General features: G+C 76.4%; 14 protein-coding genes. 5 read left to right on the plus strand and 9 right to left on the minus strand.

Going from position 1 to position 18,055, the window contains the following annotated elements:
• The first annotated feature begins 5 nt into the window (after positions 1–5).
• The 3 genes from ACI6QG_RS11715 to ACI6QG_RS11725 are packed head-to-tail and all read left to right on the plus strand — an operon-like array spanning position 6 to position 2,546.
• Positions 6–986, plus strand: a complete 981-nt coding sequence (locus ACI6QG_RS11715) for a KpsF/GutQ family sugar-phosphate isomerase (RefSeq protein WP_407024744.1) — start codon at positions 6–8, stop codon at positions 984–986.
• Positions 987–999: 13 nt separating this feature from the next.
• The gene (kdsA, locus tag ACI6QG_RS11720) at positions 1,000–1,818 is read left to right on the plus strand and encodes a 3-deoxy-8-phosphooctulonate synthase (protein ID WP_407024745.1); all 819 of its coding nucleotides are present in this window, start codon (positions 1,000–1,002) and stop codon (positions 1,816–1,818) included.
• Positions 1,815–2,546: a 3-deoxy-manno-octulosonate cytidylyltransferase gene (locus ACI6QG_RS11725; RefSeq protein WP_407024746.1), complete on the plus strand. Its 732-nt coding sequence runs from the start codon at positions 1,815–1,817 to the stop codon at positions 2,544–2,546. Before kdsA ends, ACI6QG_RS11725 begins: the two co-directional genes overlap by 4 nt.
• Positions 2,547–2,550: 4 nt before the next feature.
• On the opposite strand, the gene ACI6QG_RS11730 is transcribed toward ACI6QG_RS11725, so the two are convergent.
• The 5 genes from ACI6QG_RS11730 to ACI6QG_RS11750 are packed head-to-tail and all read right to left on the minus strand — an operon-like array spanning position 2,551 to position 9,825.
• Entirely contained in the window at positions 2,551–3,825 is a 1,275-nt protein-coding gene (locus ACI6QG_RS11730; RefSeq protein ID WP_407024747.1) for a glycosyltransferase family 4 protein, read from the minus strand.
• The gene (locus ACI6QG_RS11735) at positions 3,822–5,534 is read right to left on the minus strand and encodes a glycosyltransferase (protein WP_407024748.1); all 1,713 of its coding nucleotides are present in this window, start codon (positions 5,532–5,534) and stop codon (positions 3,822–3,824) included. The genes ACI6QG_RS11730 and ACI6QG_RS11735 overlap by 4 nt, the downstream gene beginning before the upstream one ends.
• A gap of 32 nt (positions 5,535–5,566) precedes the next feature.
• Positions 5,567–6,319, minus strand: coding sequence for an arginyltransferase (locus ACI6QG_RS11740; RefSeq protein ID WP_407024749.1), 753 nt, complete (start codon positions 6,317–6,319; stop codon positions 5,567–5,569).
• A gap of 49 nt (positions 6,320–6,368) precedes the next feature.
• Positions 6,369–7,142: an enoyl-CoA hydratase/isomerase family protein gene (locus tag ACI6QG_RS11745; protein WP_407024750.1), complete on the minus strand. Its 774-nt coding sequence runs from the start codon at positions 7,140–7,142 to the stop codon at positions 6,369–6,371.
• A 4-nt stretch (positions 7,143–7,146) separates the two neighbouring features.
• Entirely contained in the window at positions 7,147–9,825 is a 2,679-nt protein-coding gene (locus tag ACI6QG_RS11750; RefSeq protein ID WP_407024751.1) for an Rne/Rng family ribonuclease, read from the minus strand.
• Between the two features lie 580 nt (positions 9,826–10,405).
• On the opposite strand from ACI6QG_RS11750, the gene ACI6QG_RS11755 reads away from it, so the two are divergent.
• Positions 10,406–11,197 (plus strand): N-acetylmuramoyl-L-alanine amidase family protein, encoded by a 792-nt coding sequence (locus ACI6QG_RS11755; protein ID WP_407024752.1) that lies wholly within the window; start codon positions 10,406–10,408, stop codon positions 11,195–11,197.
• A 133-nt stretch (positions 11,198–11,330) separates the two neighbouring features.
• Positions 11,331–12,929 (plus strand): ABC transporter substrate-binding protein, encoded by a 1,599-nt coding sequence (locus ACI6QG_RS11760; protein ID WP_407024753.1) that lies wholly within the window; start codon positions 11,331–11,333, stop codon positions 12,927–12,929.
• 34 nt (positions 12,930–12,963) lie between these two features.
• Here ACI6QG_RS11760 and ACI6QG_RS11765 read toward each other — a convergent pair whose 3' ends face one another.
• The 4 genes from ACI6QG_RS11765 to ACI6QG_RS11780 all read right to left on the minus strand — a co-directional run bounded on the left by ACI6QG_RS11765 (position 12,964) and on the right by ACI6QG_RS11780 (position 18,039).
• A complete protein-coding gene (locus ACI6QG_RS11765) occupies positions 12,964–15,036 on the minus strand; it encodes an EAL domain-containing protein (protein ID WP_407024754.1) in 2,073 nt (690 codons plus the stop codon).
• A gap of 128 nt (positions 15,037–15,164) precedes the next feature.
• Entirely contained in the window at positions 15,165–15,791 is a 627-nt protein-coding gene (locus ACI6QG_RS11770) for a DNA-3-methyladenine glycosylase family protein (RefSeq protein ID WP_407024822.1), read from the minus strand.
• Positions 15,791–17,167, minus strand: a complete 1,377-nt coding sequence (locus ACI6QG_RS11775) for a hypothetical protein (RefSeq protein WP_407024755.1) — start codon at positions 17,165–17,167, stop codon at positions 15,791–15,793. Before ACI6QG_RS11775 ends, ACI6QG_RS11770 begins: the two co-directional genes overlap by 1 nt.
• Positions 17,164–18,039, minus strand: a complete 876-nt coding sequence (locus ACI6QG_RS11780) for a DMT family transporter (RefSeq protein WP_407024756.1) — start codon at positions 18,037–18,039, stop codon at positions 17,164–17,166. Before ACI6QG_RS11780 ends, ACI6QG_RS11775 begins: the two co-directional genes overlap by 4 nt.
• Positions 18,040–18,055: the final 16 nt, after the last annotated feature.

An 18,055-nucleotide genomic window follows, 5' to 3' on the forward strand; every position in this document is an offset into this window, starting at 1 on the left:
ACGCGGTGCTGGACGGCGCGCGCGCGGCGACGGACGACCTGGCCACCGGCCGCGCGGTGATCCGCGCCGAGGCCGAGGGGCTGCGCGCGCTGGAGGCCTCGCTGGGCGAGGCCTTCGCCCGCGCGGTGGCGGCGCTGGCCGGCGCCACCGGGCGCGTCGTCGTCTCCGGCATGGGCAAGTCCGGCCATGTGGGGCGCAAGATCGCCGCCACCTTCGCCTCCACCGGCACCCCGGCGCAGTTCGTCCACCCGGGCGAGGCCAGCCACGGCGACCTGGGCATGATCGTGCCCGGCGACGCCGTGCTGGCGCTGTCCAACTCCGGCAACACGGCCGAGCTGACCGACCTGATCGCCCATGCGCGGCGCTTCGCCCTGCCGCTGGTGGCCATCACCGCCGGGGAGGACAGCGCCCTGGCCCGCGCCGCCGACGTGGCGCTGATCCTGCCCCGCGTGCCGGAGGCCTGCCCGATGGGGCTGGCGCCCACCACCTCCACCACCATGCAGCTGGCGCTGGGCGACGCGCTGGCGGTGGCGCTGCTGCACCGGCGCGGCTTCACCGCCGACGACTTCGGCACCTTCCACCCCGGCGGCCGGCTGGGCGCCCAGCTGTCCCGCGTGGCGGACCTGATGCACGGCCCGGCCGAGCTGCCGACCTGCGCCCCCGCCACGCCGCTGCGCGAGGCGGTGATCGTGATGACCGGCAAGCGCTTCGGCTGCGTCGGCGTGCTGGAGGAGGGGCGGCTGGCCGGCGTGATCACCGACGGCGACCTGCGCCGCGCGCTGGAGGCCGGCGAGGCCGGGCTGCTGGACCGCCCGGCCGCCGGCGTGATGACCCGAAACCCCCTGACCGTGCCCCCCGCCACCCTGGCCGCCGAGGCGCTGCGCCGCATGAACGAGCGCCAGGTGACCGCCCTGTTCGTGACGGAGGAAGGCCGCCCGGTGGGCATCCTGCACGTCCATGACCTGCTGCGCGCCGGCGTGCTGTGAGAAGGACCCCGCGATGACCGACGTCCCCGTCCGCGACCTGCTGATCGGCCAGGGCCGCCCGCTGGCCTTCATCTGCGGCCCCTGCCAGATCGAGAGCCGCCAGCACGCGCTGGAGACCGCCGGGGCGCTGGCCGCCATGGCGCGCGAGGCCGGCGTGCCGATGATCTACAAGTCCTCCTTCGACAAGGCGAACCGCACCAGCGTGGGCGCCGCGCGCGGCATCGGCCTGAAGGAGGGCCTGGCCATCCTGGCCGAGGTGCGCGAGCGCACCGGCCTGCCCACCCTGACCGACGTGCACGCCCCCGAGCAATGCGCCCCGGCGGCCGAGGCGGTGGACGTGCTGCAGATCCCCGCCTTCCTGTCGCGCCAGACCGACCTGCTGCTGGCGGCGGGCGAGACGGGCGCGGCCATCAACGTCAAGAAGGGCCAGTTCCTGGCGCCCTGGGACATGGTGAACGTGGCGGACAAGATCGCCTCCACCGGCAACCGGCGCATCCTGCTGTGCGAGCGCGGCGCGAGCTTCGGCTACAACACGCTGGTTTCCGACATGCGCTCCATCCCCATCATGGCGCGCACCGGCTACCCGGTGGTGTACGACGCCACCCATTCGGTGCAGCAGCCGGGCGGGCAGGGCGGCAGCAGCGGCGGCCAGCGCGAGTTCGCCCCCGTGCTGGCCCGCGCCGCGGTGGCGGTGGGGGTGGCGGCGGTGTTCATCGAGTGCCACCAGGACCCGGACGCCGCCCCCAGCGACGGCCCCAACATGATCCCGCTGCGGGAGATGCCGGCGCTGCTGGCGCGCCTCAAGGCCTTCGACGCGCTGGCCAAGGCGTGACGCTGGTCCTGATCCCCGCCCGGCTGCGGGCCACCCGCCTGCCGGGCAAGCCGCTGGCCGAGATCGCCGGCCTGCCGATGATCGTGCAGGTGATGCGCCGCGCCGAGGAAGCCGCCATCGGCGAGGTGGTCGTCTGCACCGACGCCGAGGAGATCGCCCAGGCCGTGCGCGCCCATGGCGGCCGCGCGGTGATGACCCGCGCCGACCACGAATCCGGCTCCGACCGCATCCACGAGGCCATCGAGGCGCTGGACCCGCGCGGCACGCAGGAGGTGGTGGTGAACGTGCAGGGCGACCTGCCCACCATCGCGCCCGCCGCCATCCGCGCCGTGCTGGCGGTGATGGAGGAGCCGGAGGTGGCGCTGGGCACGCTGGTGGCGGAGATCCACCGCGCGGAGGACCGCACCGCCTCCCAGGTGGTGAAGATGGTGGGCACCGAATGGGCGCCCGGCCGCTTCCGCTGCCACTACTTCACCCGCGCCACCGCGCCCTGGGGCGAGGGGCCGCTGTGGCACCACATCGGCCTGTATGCGTGGCGGCGCGAGGCGCTGCGCCGCTTCGTCGCCCTGCCGCCCTCCGTGCTGGAGCGGCGCGAGAAGCTGGAGCAGCTGCGCGCCATCGAGGCGGGGATGCGGGTGGACGCCCAGGCAGTGGACGACGTGCCGCTGGGCGTGGACACGCCGGAGGACCTGGAGCGCGCCCGCGCCCTGCTGGGCGCCGCGGCCTGAGCCCTCAGCTCCCTGCGGGCGCGCGGCGGCGGCGCGGCGCGGCGGGCGCGGCGCGTGGCGGCAGCGCGGCGTAGAGCGCCAGCAGCTCCTCCAGCCGGGCGCCGGCCGGGCGCGGCGGCGGCGTGCGCGCCTCTGCCGGCAGGGCGGCCATCCCGGCGATGCGCGCGACGAGGTCCAGCGGGTCGCCGGGGCGGAAGGTCACGCTGCCCGGCATCTGCGCCAGCTTCTCCCGGATGCCGCCGAGGTCGGAGCCGATGACCGGCCGCCCGGCCGCCGCCGCCTCCTGGATGATCAGCGGCGAGTTCTCCCACCAGATGGAGGGCACCAGCACGGCGTCCACGCCGCGCATCAGCGCCGTCACCTCCTCGTTGCGGTAGGGGCCGCGGGGGGCCAGGCGCGGCGGCGGCGCGGCCAGCACCTTGCGCACGTGCTCGCGGAAGCTGTCGGGCTGGTGCTCGGCGGTGCCGTGCAGCTCGATCACCGCGTCCACCCCCTGCTCCTCCAGCACCTCGGCGGCGCGCACCAGCACGTCCACCCCCTTCAGGCGCGAGAGCTGGCCGAAGAAGCCGGCGCGGAACGGCCCGCCGCCGGCGCGCGGCCCCGGCGGCGCCTCCGCGCCGGGCGCGGCGGGCAGCAGGTTCTCCAGCACCGCGAAGCGCTCGCGCGGCAGGCCCCAGGCGATGTGGCGCTCCATGAGGAAGCGCGAGGGGGAGATGAACAGGTCCACCTCGGCCAGGAAGCGCTTCAGCCACAGCTCGCGCAGGAAGAAGGCGCGCGGGTCGTGCTCGGGGAAGCAGCGGTGGCAGCGCTGCGGGCTGGCCTCGGTGCAGGGCGCCAGGTCGGGGCGCGTCACCATCTGGCCGAAATGCGCGCAGGGCAGCAGGTACTCGTGCAGGGTCAGCACCAGCCGCGCCTGGGGCGCGTGGCGGCGCACCGCCGCGAACAGCTCCACGCCCAGCCCCAGGTAGTGGTGGACATGGACGATGTCGGGCCGCAGCTCGGCCAGCAGCTCGGCGAATTCGCGCGCCAGGGCCGGGTTGGGGTTGGCGTGGCGGAAGTGGTCGTAGCCCGGCGCGTCGGCCAGGAACTCGTCCGGGCCCCAGGGGCGCTGGATGACCACGCCGCTGCGCCGCGCGTGCCAGCCGCCGTTGCCGGCCAGGAAGAAGGCGGTGACGCCCGGCGCCTCGCGCAGCCGGCGGAACTGCTCGTGGGCGGCGATCTCGGCCCCGCCGCGCGTCAGCCGCGGGTGGGTGTGCGAGACGGTGAGGATGCGCGTCATGCGCCGATGGTCCCGGCCCAGCGGCGGGCGTGGCGCCAGGCGTTGAACAGGGTGGCGTGGAAGCGCCAGCCCGCCCCCTCCTCCTGCGACTGCCGCTCCAAGTGGTACAGCCGGGCGCCGGTGTCCACGGCGCAGCGCAGGCCGCGCGCGCGCAGCCGCAGGCACAGGTCGCTGTCCTCGAAGTCGCCGATCACGAAGCCCTCGTCGAAGCCGCCCAGCGCCTCCCACTCGGCGCGGCGCAGCGCCAGGCAGGCGCCGGTGATGGCCGGCGCCTCCAGCAGCGCCGCGCCCGGCGGGGCGGGGTGGGCCTTGCGCGGGTGGATGGGGAAGGGCCAGGGCGGCAGGCCGCGCACCGCCTCGAAGCGCATGCCCTCGTGCTGCACGGTGCCGTCCTCGTACAGCAGCAGGGGGCCGACGGCGCCCAGCCCCTCATCGGCCTCCAGCCGGGCCGGCAGGGCGGACAGCGCCGCCATGCCCTCGCCGGGCAGGGGGAAGACGTCGCTGTTCAGCAGGCACAGGAAGGGGGCGCGGGCGCGCCGCGCGCCCTCGTTGCAGGCGGGCGCGAAGCCCAGGTTCTCCTCCAGCAGCACCAGGCGGAAGCCCAGGCCGAAGCGCGCCTCCGCCGCCAGGGCCATCTGCTCGCACTCGGCGCGGCGGGGCGGGTCGTCCAGCACGTAGATCAGCTCGATGCCCGGGTCCGGCCGGGCGGAGAACAGCGCCAGCTGCAGCTCCATGAAGTCCAGCCGGCCGTGCAGCGGCACCACCACCGACAGGCGCGGCCGGGCGGGCTGGGCGCCGAAGGCCAGCTCCTCCACCCGCCGCGGGCGTGCCAGGCGGGCGGCGTTCAGCGCCTCCACCGCCGGGCCCAGCGTGCCTTCCATCGCCGCTTCCAGCCGGCTGCCGGGGGCGCGCGGCAGCGCCAGCACCTGGCGGATGGTGGCCAGCCCGGCGGAATCGGCGGGTTGCAGCGCGCGCTCCCCCGTCTCGCCATCGGCCAGCTCCACCTCCAGCCACAGCGGGGTGCCGGGCGGCGCCTCCAGCGGCACGAAGGCGCAGAAGCCCCAGTCGTCATGGGTGGGGGCATAGGTGCGGGCGGCCTCGCGCACGTCGGGGCGCGGCACGGGGATGGCGGCCGCCAGGTCCAGCGCCGCCTCGCCCTGCGGCGTGCACAGGCGGATGGCGGAAACCGCGCCGCCCAGGTCCATGCGCCAGCCCCAGACCAGCAGCCCTGCGCCGGGCAGGCGCAGCACGCGGTCCACCTCCAGGTGGACGGCGCGGCTGGCCAGCAGGGGCACGGTGTCGGTGCCGCCGAAGGCGCGGCGCGGCAGCAGGGGGCGGATGGCGGCCTGCACCGCGGCCGGCGCGCCGGCCAGGGCGCGGCGCAGCGCCGCCAGGGCGTCCTCCGCCGGGGTGGGGCGGGCGGCGGCGATGGGCAGCACCCGCCCGGGCGCGACCTCCAGCGCGCGGGCCTGCAGGGCGGGCAGGTGCGGCAGCGCGAAGGCCAGGTGGAAGCGTTCCCCGGTGAAGACGGTGCGCAGCGGGCCTTCCACGCGGCCCAGGTTGGTGTGCAGCGCGCCGGCCTGCTCCCCCTCGGCCCAGGGGCGCGCGGTGGTGCCGGAAAGCAGGAGCAGCCGCTCGGCCGGCAGCACGGCGAAGCCGTCGCAGCTTTCCGGGGTGCCGGAGGGGGCGCCGTTGGGGGGCCTGGGCATCGGCGGCGGGATGGCACGCGCCCCGGGGCGCGTCAACGCGCGGCCACTGTCTCCGCCGGGGCCTCCGCCTCCGCCCCCAGGCGCGACCACTGGCCGTGCCGCAGCACCTCGGCCGGGCGGAAGGCGGCCTTGTAGGCCATCTTGCGGCTCTCCGGCACCCAGTAGCCCAGGTAGACGTAGGGCAGGCCGAGCCGGTTCGCCTCCGCCACCAGCCACATCACGGCATAGGCGCCCAGCGAGCGGCGCTCCTCCGCCGGGGCGTAGAAGGAATACACCGCCGACAGCCCGTCGGAGAGCCAGTCGGTCAGGCAGGCGCCCAGCAGCCGCCCGTCCGCCTCGCGGAACTCCACCAGCCCGGTGGTGATGGGCGTGTCCTCCACCATGGCGCGGTAATCGTAGAAACCCATGGAGGCCATGTCGCCGCCGGCGTGCCGCCCCTGCTGGTAGGCCTGGAACAGAGCGAACTGCTCGGCCGTCGCGCGGGCGGGCACCGGGCGCACCAGCAGCCCGGCGTTGCGCGCCGCCACCTTGCGCTGCGTGCGCGAGGGCGCGAACTCCGCCGCCACCACCCGGATGGGGATGCAGGCGCGGCAGCCCGGGCACACCGGCGAGTAGGCGATGTTGTGCGAGCGCCGGAACCCGGCGCGCGAGAGGCGGTCGTGCAGCGCCTCGCTGTCCGTGCCGGTCAGCTCGGTGACGATCTTGCGCTCCGTCCGGCCGGCCAGGTAGGGGCAGGGCAGGGGCGTGGTGGTGTAGAAGAACTGGGGGCGGCGGGGGCGGATCACCGCGCCAATATCGCGGCGCCGGGCGCGGGCTTCAATCCGCCGCCGGCCCTCACCTCGCCCATGCCGGGGCGCGCTTCCCGCGGAAGGCGGCGATGCCCTCGCGCGCTTCCTCGCCGCCCGCGGTGCGGCCGAAGGCGGCGGCGGCGGCGGCGCCGTAGCCCTCCGGCGCCAGGGCACCGAGGGCGGAGAGCAGGGCCTTGGTCTCGGCCAGGGCGCGCGGGGCGCCCTGCGTCACCTCGCGCAGGCAGGCCGCCACCAGCGCGTCCAGCCCTTCGCGGTCGGGCGCCATGGCGTGGACCAGGCCGATGCGCGCGGCCTGGGCGGCGTCCACCACCGCGCCTTCCAGCACCAGGCGGGTGGCCTGGGCGCGGCCCATGCGGCGCACCAGCCAGGGCAGGATCTGCGCCGGCACCAGGCCGCGCCGCACCTCGGGCGCGGCGAAGCGGGCATCGGCGGCGCAGAAGGCGATGTCGGCGCAGCAGACGAAGCCGATGCCGCCGGCATGGGCCGCGCCCTCCACCGCCGCGATCACCACCTGCGGCAACTCGCTGAGCGCGAGGTAGCGGGCGCCGACGGCGCGGTTGCGCGCCTCCTGCTCGCCGGGGGTGGCGGCCACCTCGGCCAGGTCCAGCCCGGCGCAGAAGTGCCCGCCCGCGCCGCGCAGCACCACCGCGCGGGCGGTGGCGTCCGCGCGCAGCTCCGCCACCAGCGCGTCCAGCGCCTCGCCCATGCCGCCGCCGATGGCGTTGCGCCGGGCGGGGCGGTTGAGCGTGACATGGACCACCGCGCCCTCGCGGGCGACGAGGACGGGCGGCTCGCTCACCGGCTCAGCGGCGCCAGAAGCCGGTGCGGCGCGGGGCGGCCGCGGCCGCTTCCTCCACCGTCCGCGGCTGGATGGCCGGGCCGACGACGACCGCGTCCGGCTCGGCCGCCGGCGCGGCGGGCGCCGGTTCCGACTGCGGCGCGGCGGCCTCGGGGGCGGCGGCCTCGGGCGCGCTCGCCTCCGGCTCCGGCTCCAGTGTGGCCGGCGCCGGCTCGCTGGCCTTGGGCGCCTCCGGGGCGGGCGAGGCCGGGTTCTCCGGCATCACCACCGGCGGCTGGCGCGGGGCCAGCGCCTCGGCGGCGGCGGCCTCGGCTGCCTCCATGGCGGCGATCAGCTGGTCCTCGTGGCCGTGGAACGGGTCGGCGGGGGTGGGGCCGGAATAGGAGCGGTGGGCCTCGGCCTGGGCGTGCACGGCCTCGGCCGGGGCTTCGGCGGGGGCGCCCTCCTCCTCGCGCCGGCGGCGGCCGCCGCGGCGGCCACGGCGGCGCTTCTCGGCCTCGCCCTCATTCGCTGCGGCGCTGTCCTCGGCCACGTCCTGCCCCTCCGGCTGAGCCGGTGGAACGTCGCCCTCCGCGGCGGGTTGCTCCTCCGCGCCCTCCTCCTGGCCCTCGGCGCGGGGCGCGCCCTCCTCGCGGCGGCCGCCCCGGCGGCGGCGGCGGCGGCGGCGCTGGCGCTCCTCGCTGGTCTCGCCCGCGGGGGCGGCGGCGTCCTCGGCCTCCTCGTCCTCCTCCGCGGCGGCCGGGGTGTCGGCGTAGTCCATGCGGATGGCGGCCGGGCGCTCCTCCTCCCGCGGCGGGGCGGGCGGCAGGCGCGAGCGCTCGATGCGCGTCTCGGCCCCCTGCAAGGCGGCGTCGGCGCTGAAGGCCACGTGCACGCCCCAGCGCGCCTCGATCTCCGTCAGGCGCTCGCGCTTGCGGTTCAGCAGGAACAGCGTCACCTCGGGGCGCACGTGCACGGTGATCTCGTGCGCGCGGCGGCGGGCGCATTCCTCCTCCACCGCGCGCAGCACGGCGATGGCGGAGGATTCGAGGCTGCGCACCGTGCCGCGCCCCAGGCAGTGCGGGCAGGTGACGAAGGCGGTCTCGTTCAGGGAGGGGCGGAGCCGCTGGCGGCTCATCTCCATCAGGCCGAAATGGCTGATGCGGCCTACCTGGATGCGCGCGCGGTCGTGGCGCAGCGCGTCCTTCAGGCGCTTCTCCACCGCCGCGTTGTCGCGGTTGCGGTCCATGTCGATGAAGTCGATGACGATGAGGCCCGCGAGGTCGCGCAGGCGCAGCTGGCGGGCGATCTCGTCCGCCGCCTCCAGGTTGGTCTTGAGGGCGGTGTCCTCGATGTGGCGCTCGCGCGTCGCGCGGCCGGAGTTCACGTCGATGGCGACCAGCGCCTCGGTCTGGTTGATGACGATGTAGCCGCCCGACTTCAGCTGCACCGTGGGCTCGTGCATGGCATCCAGCTGCTGCTCGACCCCGTAGCGGGAGAACAGCGGCACCGTGCCGTCGCGGTAGGGGTTCAGCTTGCGCAGGTGCTCGGGCATCAGCATGCGCATGAACTCGCGCGCCTGCTGGCAGGCCTCGTCGCCCTCCACCAAGATCTCGTCCATGTCGCGGGCGTGGCCGTCGCGGATGGCGCGCTTGATGAGGTCCGCCTCCTCGTAGATGAGCGCGGGCGCCGTGGAGGCCATGGTGCGCTCGCGGATGCTGTCCCACAGGCTCAGCAGGTACTCGCAGTCGCGGCGGATCTCGGTCTTGGGGCGCTGGGCGCCGGCGGTGCGCACGATCAGCGACATGCCGCGCGGCATCTCCAGCTCCTCGATCACCTCGCGCAGGCGGCGGCGGTCGGAGGAGGAGGTGATCTTGCGGGAGACGCCGCCGCCGCGCGGCGAGTTGGGCATCAGCACGGAGAAGCGCCCGGCCAGCGAGATGTAGGTGGTCAGCGCCGCGCCCTTGTTGCCGCGCTCCTCCTTCACGACCTGCACCAGCATGATCTGGCGGCGCTTGATGACCTCCTGGATCTTGTAGTTGCGCAGGAAGCGCGGCGATTCGCGGCGGCGCGGGGCGCGGTCGTCGTCGCCGCCCGCCTCCTCCGGCGCGTCCTCGGCGCCGGGCTGCGCCTCCTCCCCGATCACCTCAGGCAGGGGGGCGTCGTCCTCCGGCGGCAGCAGCTCGACGCGGCCGCGCGGCTCCTCGCCTTCCTCGGCCGCGCGGGACTGGGCCTCGGATTCCAGCTCGGCGGCCAGGGCCTCCTCCGGCTGCGGCTCGGCCTCATCGGCCGGCGCGGTCTCGGCCAGGATGGCCTCGGCGGCGGCCTTGCGGGCGGCGCGGGATTCGGCGGCCATGCTTTCGCGCTGGGCGCGGCGCTCGTCCTCGCGCGCCTCGGCCTCGGCCTCCTCGCGCGCCTCGGCCTCCTGCGCCTCCAGCAGCTTCTGCCGGTCGGCGACGGGGATCTGGTAGTAGTCGGGGTGGATCTCGCCGAAGGCGAGGAAACCGTGGCGGTTGCCGCCGTACTCGACGAAGGCGGCCTGGAGCGACGGCTCCACCCGCACCACGCGGGCCAGGTAGATGTTGCCCTTCAGGGGCAGCCGGTTGGCCGCCTCGAGGTCAAACTCCTCGATGCGGGAATTGTCCATCACGACCACCCGGGTTTCTTCCGGGTGGGCCGCGTCGATCAGCATGCGCTTGGTCATGGAAAGGGAACTCCGCGCCGCGGCGGGGCCGTGGGGCCAGGGGGCGGCGCATGGAAGATGGGACGGATTCCGGGCGGGGGCCGATCGGCGGCGATGTCACGGACACGCAGCGTCGTTCCTCGTTCCGGGGGCGCGGCCGCCGCGCGTCCCTGCATCGCAGGCGGCGGGGCGGGGCGCCCGATGGGGCAGCAGCCCCCGCGGCTGCGCGCGCCTGACGGCGCGGACGACCTTGCGGGGCGGGGCCGGCCGCGGCAAGGGCGGCGGGGCGCTGCATCGCGGGCGCGAAGGACGGGCAAGGCGGCCTGCTTCGCGCCGCCCGGGCCGGCAATGCGGGGGGCGGCGCTTGGCGCGCGGGGCGCGGCGACGGCCAGACCCTGGCTTCGCGCGGCTCCCCGAGCCTTGCCCGCAGCGCCGGTCGCTGGGGCAGGGCACCATTGCACCCCGCGCCCCGTCCCGCAAGGGGCGCGCCGCCGCCGCGTGCGGAGGGGGTGGCAGCCCTGCCGGGGCCGCGGGCGTCGGCGCTGGCAGGCGGGCCGCCGCCCGGCTAAGCTGGCGCGGTTGCGATGGGGGTCGCAGCGTCATGAGGGGACTTCACCGCCGCACCATCCTGGCCGCGCTGCTGGCGGCGCCGGGAATCGCCAGCGCCCAGGGCGCCCGGCCGCGCGCCGCGCCGCGCGCCAGCCTGCCGCTGGTGGTGCTGGACCCTGGCCATGGCGGGGCCGACCCCGGCGCCATCGGCCCCGGCGGCACGCAGGAGAAGCGCATCACCCTGGCCCTGGCGCTGGAGCTGAAGCGCCAGCTGGAGGGGCAGGGCCGGGTGCGCGTGGCCCTCACCCGCTCGCGCGACGTCTTCGTGCCGCTGAAGCGGCGGGTGGAGCTGGCGCGCGAGCGCGAGGCGGCGCTGCTGCTGTCCCTGCACGCCGATTCCCTGCCGCCGGGCCAGCCGCCGCTGCGCGGCGCCTCCGTCTACACCCTGAGCGAGACCGCGACCGACCCGCTGGCCGCCGCCCTGGCCCGGCGCGAGAACCTGGCCGACCGTGCCGGCGGCTTGCGCCTGCCCTCCGTCAGCCCCGAGGTGCAGCGCATCCTGCTCTCCCTGATGCGGCAGGAGACGCGGGCGGGCAGCGAGCGCCTGGCGCGGCTGGCGGTGAACGCGCTGGACGGCGACGTGCCGCTGCTGCAGCAGCCGCTGCGCCGGGCGCAGTTCGTGGTGCTCAAGGCGCCCGACGTGCCGGCCGCCCTGGTGGAATGCGGCTTCCTGAGCCACCCGGGCGACGAGCAGGCGCTGCGCCGGCCCGAGCACCGCGCCCGCGTCGCCGCCGCCCTGGCCGAGGCGGTGGGCGGCTTCGTGGGGCGGCGGGTCGCGGCGTAAGCCGCGCGTTCAAGATCGGCGTAAGCCGCGCGGGCATGGGCGGCGCAGGCCGCTTCGGCGAGAATCCCATTCTTCCCCGGCGCGGAATGGTCTAACGGGAAGTTCATCCGTTCCAAGAAGCCTGGGGGCCTGCATGACCGATTCCGTTTCCCGCCGCGCACTGGGCCTGGGCGCCGCCGGCGCCCTCGCCGCGCCCGCCCTCCTGCGCGCCCAGCCGGCCGGGCCGAACCTCACCATCGCCACCGGCGGCTCCATCACCTCGGTGGACCCGCACTTCTTCAACGCCGCGCCCAATTCCTCCCTGGCGCTGCACGTGTTCAACACGCTGGTGGACCGCACCCACGACGCCAAGCTGCAGCCCGGCCTGGCCACCTCCTGGCAGGCGGTGGCGCCCACCGTGTGGGAGTTCAAGCTGCGCGAGGGCGTGAAGTGGCATGACGGCCGCGACTTCACGGCCGAGGACGTCGCCTTCACCATGACGCGCGCGCCCAACGTGCCCAACTCGCCCGGCGGCTTCGGCGGCTTCATCCGCTCCATCGCGCGCTCCGAGGTGGTGGACCGCCACACCATCCGCTTCCACACCCACTTCACCAACCCGATCCTGCCGACCGAGCTGGCCTCCATCTTCATCATCTCGAAGCATGTGGGCGAGGGCGCCTCGACGGAGGACTACAACTCCGGCCGCGCCGCCATCGGCACCGGCGCCTACCGCTTCGTCTCCCACCGCCAGGGCGACCGCACGGAGCTGCAGCGCAACGAGGAGTTCTGGGGCGCGCGCGAGCCCTGGGCCCGCGTCTCCTACCGCTTCGTCGCCAACGACGCCGCGCGCTCGGCCGCGCTGCTGGCCGGCGACTTCGACATGGTGGACCAGGTGGCCTCCAGCGACCTCGCGCGCCTGCGCCGCGAGCCGCGGGTGAGCGTGAGCGAGACGGTGGGCCTGCGCGTGGTCTACCTGATGGCCGACTTCTCCCGCCGCGCGAACCTGCCCTTCGTGACGGACAACAACGGCAACCCGCTGGACCGCAACCCCTTCGACGACGTGCGGGTGCGCCGCGCGCTCAACCTCGCCATCAACCGCGAGGCGATCGCCGAGCGCGTGATGGAGGGCCAGGCCACCGCCACCGCGCAATGGCTGCCGCCGGGCGTGTACTCCCATGCGCCGGACGTGCGCCCGCAGGTGCTGGACGTGGAGGCCTGCCGCCGCCTGCTGGCCGAGGCCGGCTTCCCCAACGGCTTCCGCCTGACGCTGCACAGCCCGAACGACCGCTTCCCGAACGACAGCCGCATCGCCCAGGCGGTGGCGCAGTTCTGGACGCGCATCGGCGTGCAGACCACGGTGGACGCCATCCCCTGGGCCTCCTTCGCCGCGCGCTCCAACCGGCAGGAATTCGCCATGCGCCTCACCTCCTGGGGCAGCGTGACGGCGGAGGCGAGCTACATGCTGGTCAACATCATGAACACCTTCGACCAGCAGCGCCGCACCGGCGCCTCCAATGGCGGCCGCTTCAGCAGCGCCGAGCTGGACCGCATGACCGCCGAGGCCACCACCATCCTCGATGACGCGCAGCGCGAGCGCGCCCTGCAGGACCTGGTGCGCTGGGTGGCGCGCGAGGCGCCGATCATGCCGCTGGTGCAGCTCAACCACACCTGGGCGACGCGGCGCGGCCTGTCCTACCAGGCGCGCATGGACGAGCGCACGGTGGCGATGGGGGTGCGCCCCGCCACCGCCTGAGCCGGCCGGGACGGCCCGTGGCCCGCGGCGCGGGTCACGGCCCCGGCGGGCCGGCCGGCAGGGCGTGCCGGCCGGCCAGCCAGCCGCGCAGCGCCTCCCCGGCCATGGGCGGGGCCAGCAGACCGCCCTGCAGGCCGTCGCAGCCCATGGCGCGCAGCAGCGCGGCCTGGGCCGCGTCCTCCACCCCCGCCGCCACCACGGACAGCTGCAGCGAGTGGGCCAGGCGGATGACGCCCTCCACCACCCGCTCGGCGCGGCCGTCGGTGCCCAGCCGGGCGGTGAAGGCGCGGTCCAGCCGCACCGCGTCCAGCGGCATCCGCAGCAGCTGCGCCAGCCCAGCGTTGCCGGTGCCGAAATCCTCCAGCGCGATGGCCGCCCCCTGGCCGCGCAGCGCCGACAGGCGGGCGATGCTGGTGGCGGCCACCCGGTCCAGCAGGGCGTCCTCCGTGATGCCGAGCAGCAGCGAGCGCAGGTCCAGCCCGGCCTCGGCCACCTGCGCCTCCAGCACCTCCGCCACGTCGTCGCGCAGCAGCTCGGCGGCGGAAAGGCTCACCGCCGCCCGGCCATCGGCCAGCCCCTCGCGCCGCAGGGCGGCGAAGCGGCGCAAGCCCTCGGCGCGCAGCTGGCGGGCGACGCGGTGGGCCAGGCCCTGGCGCTGCGCCACGGCGAACAGCTCGCCGGCCGGCACCGCGCCCAGGGCGGGGTGGCGCCAGCGCGCCTGCACCTCCAGCCCCAGCAAGGCCCCGCCGGCCGAGAGCACGGGCTGCATCCAGGCCTCCAGCCCCGGTAGCGGGCCGTCGCCGGCCTGCGCCAGCGCCTGGGCCAGCTGCGCCTCGCGCGCCACGCGGGCGGAATCCTCCGGCGTGGCGCGGCCGACGCTGCCGCGGCCACGGCGCTTGGCGCGGATCAGCGCCTCGTCGGCGGCGCGCAGGATGCGCTCGGGGGTGTCGGCGTCGGTGGGGGCCAGGGCCACGCCCATGGTGGCGCCCAGGCGCAGGGAGCGCGGGCCGTGCGGCACCGGCTGGTGCAGCGCCTCCGACAGGCGCCGCGCCACCGCGGCCGCCTCCTCCTCCGAGGCGGTGTGGCGCAGGAAGGCCACGAACTCGTCGCCGCCCAGCCGGCCCAGGATGTCGCCGGGGCGCGTCGCCTCGCGGATGCGCGCGGCGGCGGCGCGCAGCAGGGCGTCGCCCGCGGCGTGGCCCTCGGCGTCGTTGGTTTCCTTGAAGTGGTCCAGGTCGATCGCGATCACCGCCACCGGCTCGCCGGTGCCCATCACCTCCGCCAGGGCGGCGGTCACGGCGCGGCGGTTCATCAGCCCGGTCAGGGCGTCCGACCGCGCCTCGTGGTCCAGACGCCCGGCCAGGGCGGCGATGCGCCCGACCAGGGGGCGGAACACCAGCACCGCCTCCACCAGCAGCAGCAGCAGCGCCGCGCCCACCGCCAGCTGGTGCACCAGCGAGAGGCGGCGCACGTCGGCGCGGGCCGCGTCCTCGTGCTGCGCCACCGCCTCGGACAAGGCGGGCAGCAGGCCGTGCAGGGCGGCGGCGCGCAGGGCGGCGGCGGCCTCCGGGCGGGCGGCGGCCTGGGCGGCGCCGTCCAGGAAGCCGCGCACCCGCGCGTCCAGCCCGCCCATGCCCAGGTAGAAGCGGCGCAGCGCCTCGCCGCGCTCGGCCAGGTCCAGGGTGCGGGCCAGCAGGCGGCGATGCGCGGCGTCCATCTCCTCCACGGCGGCGGGAAGGCGGGCCTGGGCCCAAGCGCGGTCCGCCGCCCCGGCATCCGCCGCCGTGGCGGCCAGGGCCGCGATCTCCACCGCGCGGGTGCGCTGGGCGCCGGCCTCGCTGATGAGCCCGGCATGCTCCGACTGCCGGTGCAGCAGGTCATAGACCAGCCAGCCGCCCCCCAGCGTCACCGAGGCCAGCAGCCCCAGCCCCAGCAGGTAGGCGTAGGTCAGCCCGCGCCAGGAGATGGAGCGCACATCCTGCGCGCGGGTGTCGGGCGCCTGGCGCACCCCGCCCCGCCGCAGGGTGGCGAGGGAGATGCGCGCGGGTTCCGCCTCGGCGGGGCGCAGCATGGCGGCCCGGCGCAGGGCGGCGTCACGGATGTTCAAGCAGGGCGGTCCGGCAGCGGAATGGAGGAGCGGAACCTGTGGCGTGCCTTTCCAGGACGCAACTCGTATGAATCCTCACTCATTTCTGGCCAGGATGCCCAATTGGCGGGCATGCAACCGGCCCGCCCTCACGGCGCCGGCGGCTTCACCTTCTTGTGCTCGTCCGCCGCGCGCCAGAGGTACCAGGCGGCGACCGAACGCCAGGGCGCCCAGGCGGCGCCGATGGTGGCCAGTTCCCTGGGCTTCGGCTGCGCCTCGGCCTTCGTGAGGATGCGGAAGCCCTCGCGCACGCCGAAATCATCCACCGGCAGGATGTCGGGGCGGCCCAGGGTGAAGATCAGCAGCATCTCCACCGTCCAGCGCCCGACGCCGCGGATGGCGACCAGGCGCTGCACCAGCGCCTCGTCCTCCAGCGTCGCGGCTTCCTCCAACGTCGGCACCAGCCCGCCCTGCGCCTTCTCGGCGATGTCGCGGATGGCGGCGACCTTGGACATGCTGAAGCCGCAGCCGCGCAGCGCCTCCGGCGGCAGGTCCAGCACGACGCGCGGCGGCGGGAAGCCGCCCGGGTGCAACCCGCGCAGCCGGCCCAGCACGGCGCGGGCGGCGTTGCCATGCACCTGCTGGTGCGCGATGGCGCTCACCAGCGCCTCGTAGGGCTCGCGCGGCTCCGGCAGCAGGGCGCAAGGGCCGATGCGCTTGAGCAGGGGGCGGAACAGCGGGTCGCGCCGCAGCGCCTTCTCGGCCTTGTCCCACATCAGCGCCACCACAGCATGAAGGCGGTCCCCCAGACGACGGCCAGCGCCATCGCTGGCCAGGCCCGCGCCCAGACCTGCCCCGGCCGCGCCGCGCCGTCCAGCGCGCAGAGCATGGAGGTGCCGGCGATGGCCATGCCCGCCCCCGCCGCCCCGGCGAAGTTGTGCAGCGCCGGGGCCACCAGCGGCCCCCAGCCCAGCGCCTGGCCCAGCGCCGCCTGCACCGGCATCAGGGCGGCATTGGCGCCGACATTGGAGCCGGTGACGAAGCCCGCCCCGAAGCCCATCGGCACCAGGGCGAAGGGCGCGGCGGCGCCCTTGCCGGCCACCAGCGCCGCCGCCAGCGCCGCCGCCACGCCCGAGCCCGCCAGCCAGCGCCCCAGCACCACGTAGAGCAGCATGGTCAGCGCCGGCCGCCCCGCCCGGCCCAGCGCGCCCCGCGCCGCCGGCAGCCGCCCGCGCGCCCCCAGCAGCGCCAGCGACACCGCCCACAGCACCACCGCCACATGGGTCAGCGGGAAGGCGGGCAGCCCGGCGAAGGGCGCCCAGGCCGGCGGGTGCGGCACGGCGCGCGCCGCCAGCAGGCAGGCGGTCAGCAACAGGTAGGGCCAGCAGGCCGCCAGCGCCGCGCGCATGGAGGGCGGCGGGTCGGCCCGCCACAGCGCCCAGGCGGCGACCGGCCCGGCGGCGGCGATTCCCGCCAGCTCGAACGGCAGCACGCGGTGGGCCAGCACCAGCAGCACGCCCAGCACGGCCAGGGCGGCGGCCTGCACCGCCGCCTCGCCCCCCGTCAGCCGCAGCCCGGCGGCGCGCAGCAGCCCCCACCCCACCGGCGCCAGCGAGGCCACCCAGAACGCGTTGGGCCAGGCGGCCAGGGCGGCGGCGTCATGCGCGCCCACCCCGGCCAGGGCCGCGCCCAGCGTGGTGCCCGGCCCCAGCCCGCCCCAGGGCACCAGCGTCAGCGCCAGCAGGGAGAGCGCGACCGCGACGGGCCCGCTGATGCCCATGCGCCGCAGCGCCACCAGCGCGAAGACCGCGCCGACCGCGAAGCCGGTGACGCTTTCCAGGAACATGCCCAGCGGCACGCAGGCGAAGGCGCGGGCGGCATTGGCCTCGCGCGGGGTGGCGTCGGCCGGGCTGGCGACGGCGGCCTGGAACAGCAGCCCGCCTGCCACCACCGCCATGGGCTGCGCGGCCAGCCAGGCGGCGCGCGGCGTCTCGGCCAGCAGGAAGGCGGGCAGCGGCCCCGGCAGGGTCAGCGCGATGCCGGGCAGGGCGGCCAGCAGCGCCGCGCCGCAGGCCGCCACCGGCCCCACCCGCCCGCTCGCCAGCAGGGCCAGCAGCAGGAGGAGCGGCAGCAGCTGCAGCGCCAGCGTCACCGCCGGCGGGCCTCCGCCACGGTGATGACCACGGCGCCGGAGAGGATGACCAGCGCCCCCGCCCAGGTCCAGGCGTCGGGCACCTCGCCCCACACCGCCCAGCCGAAGGCGGCGATGACGACCAGGCGCAGGTACTGGAACGGCGCCACCGCGCTGGCCTCGCCGGCGCGCAGCGCCTCGGTGATCAGCCAGATGATGCCCGGCGTGAACAGCCCGAACACAGTGAGGATGAGCAGGTCCGCCGCGCCGACCGGCTGCCAGGTGGCGATGGCGAAGGGCAGCGCCGCGGCGGTGGTGACGAGGCCGACCCAGGCGACGATGGTTTCCGTGCGCTCGGTGCGCGACAGCAGGCGGGAGGTCAGCGTGATGCCGCACCAGGTCAGCGCCGCGCCCAGCGCCACCAGCACGCCCAGCACCGGCAGGTCGGTGCCCGGGCGCAGCATGACGGCGACGCCGGCGAGGCCCAGCAGTGTGCCGGCCCAGCGCGCCGCGTCCACCCGCTCGCCCAGCAGCGGCCGGGCGAGGAGGGTGGTGAACATCACGTTGGTGAAGGACAGCACGGTGGCGGCGGCCAGCGAGAGCTGGGTGAAGCTGAGGAAGTACAGCCCCCAGGTGGCGGCGGAGGAGCAGCCGCGCAGCAGGTGCATCCCCACCCGCCGCGTGCGGAACACCGCCAGCCCGCCCGCCAGCACCACCGGCGCCATCCAGGCCAGCTGCCCGGCGGCGCGGAACAGCACCTGGGTGGCGGTGGGGATGCCGCGGTCGCCCATCCAGCGGATGAACAGCGCCTCGGCGGCGAAGATCAGCGCCGAGAGCGACATCAGGATGGCCCCGCGCAGGTTGCCGGGAAGCGCGGCAAAGCGCGTGGACATGACGCCATGCTGCGGC

Origin of the sequence: Sabulicella flocculans (assembly GCF_045449635.1) — a bacterium.
In the GTDB taxonomy this organism is placed as follows: Bacteria; Pseudomonadota; Alphaproteobacteria; order Acetobacterales; family Acetobacteraceae; genus Roseococcus.

Excerpts from the sequence above, each read along its gene's own strand:
- ACI6QG_RS11750 (WP_407024751.1), bottom strand. The coding sequence starts at position 9,825 with ATGACCAAGCGCATGCTGATCGACGCGGCCCACCCGGAAGAAACCCGG.
- ACI6QG_RS11770 (WP_407024822.1), bottom strand. The coding sequence starts at position 15,791 with ATGTGGGACAAGGCCGAGAAGGCGCTGCGGCGCGACCCGCTGTTCCGC.
- ACI6QG_RS11760 (WP_407024753.1), top strand. The coding sequence starts at position 11,331 with ATGACCGATTCCGTTTCCCGCCGCGCACTGGGCCTGGGCGCCGCCGGC.
- kdsA (WP_407024745.1), top strand. The coding sequence starts at position 1,000 with ATGACCGACGTCCCCGTCCGCGACCTGCTGATCGGCCAGGGCCGCCCG.
- ACI6QG_RS11755 (WP_407024752.1), top strand. The coding sequence starts at position 10,406 with ATGAGGGGACTTCACCGCCGCACCATCCTGGCCGCGCTGCTGGCGGCG.
- ACI6QG_RS11735 (WP_407024748.1), bottom strand. The coding sequence starts at position 5,534 with ATGCCCAGGCCCCCCAACGGCGCCCCCTCCGGCACCCCGGAAAGCTGC.
- ACI6QG_RS11730 (WP_407024747.1), bottom strand. The coding sequence starts at position 3,825 with ATGACGCGCATCCTCACCGTCTCGCACACCCACCCGCGGCTGACGCGC.
- ACI6QG_RS11780 (WP_407024756.1), bottom strand. The coding sequence starts at position 18,039 with ATGTCCACGCGCTTTGCCGCGCTTCCCGGCAACCTGCGCGGGGCCATC.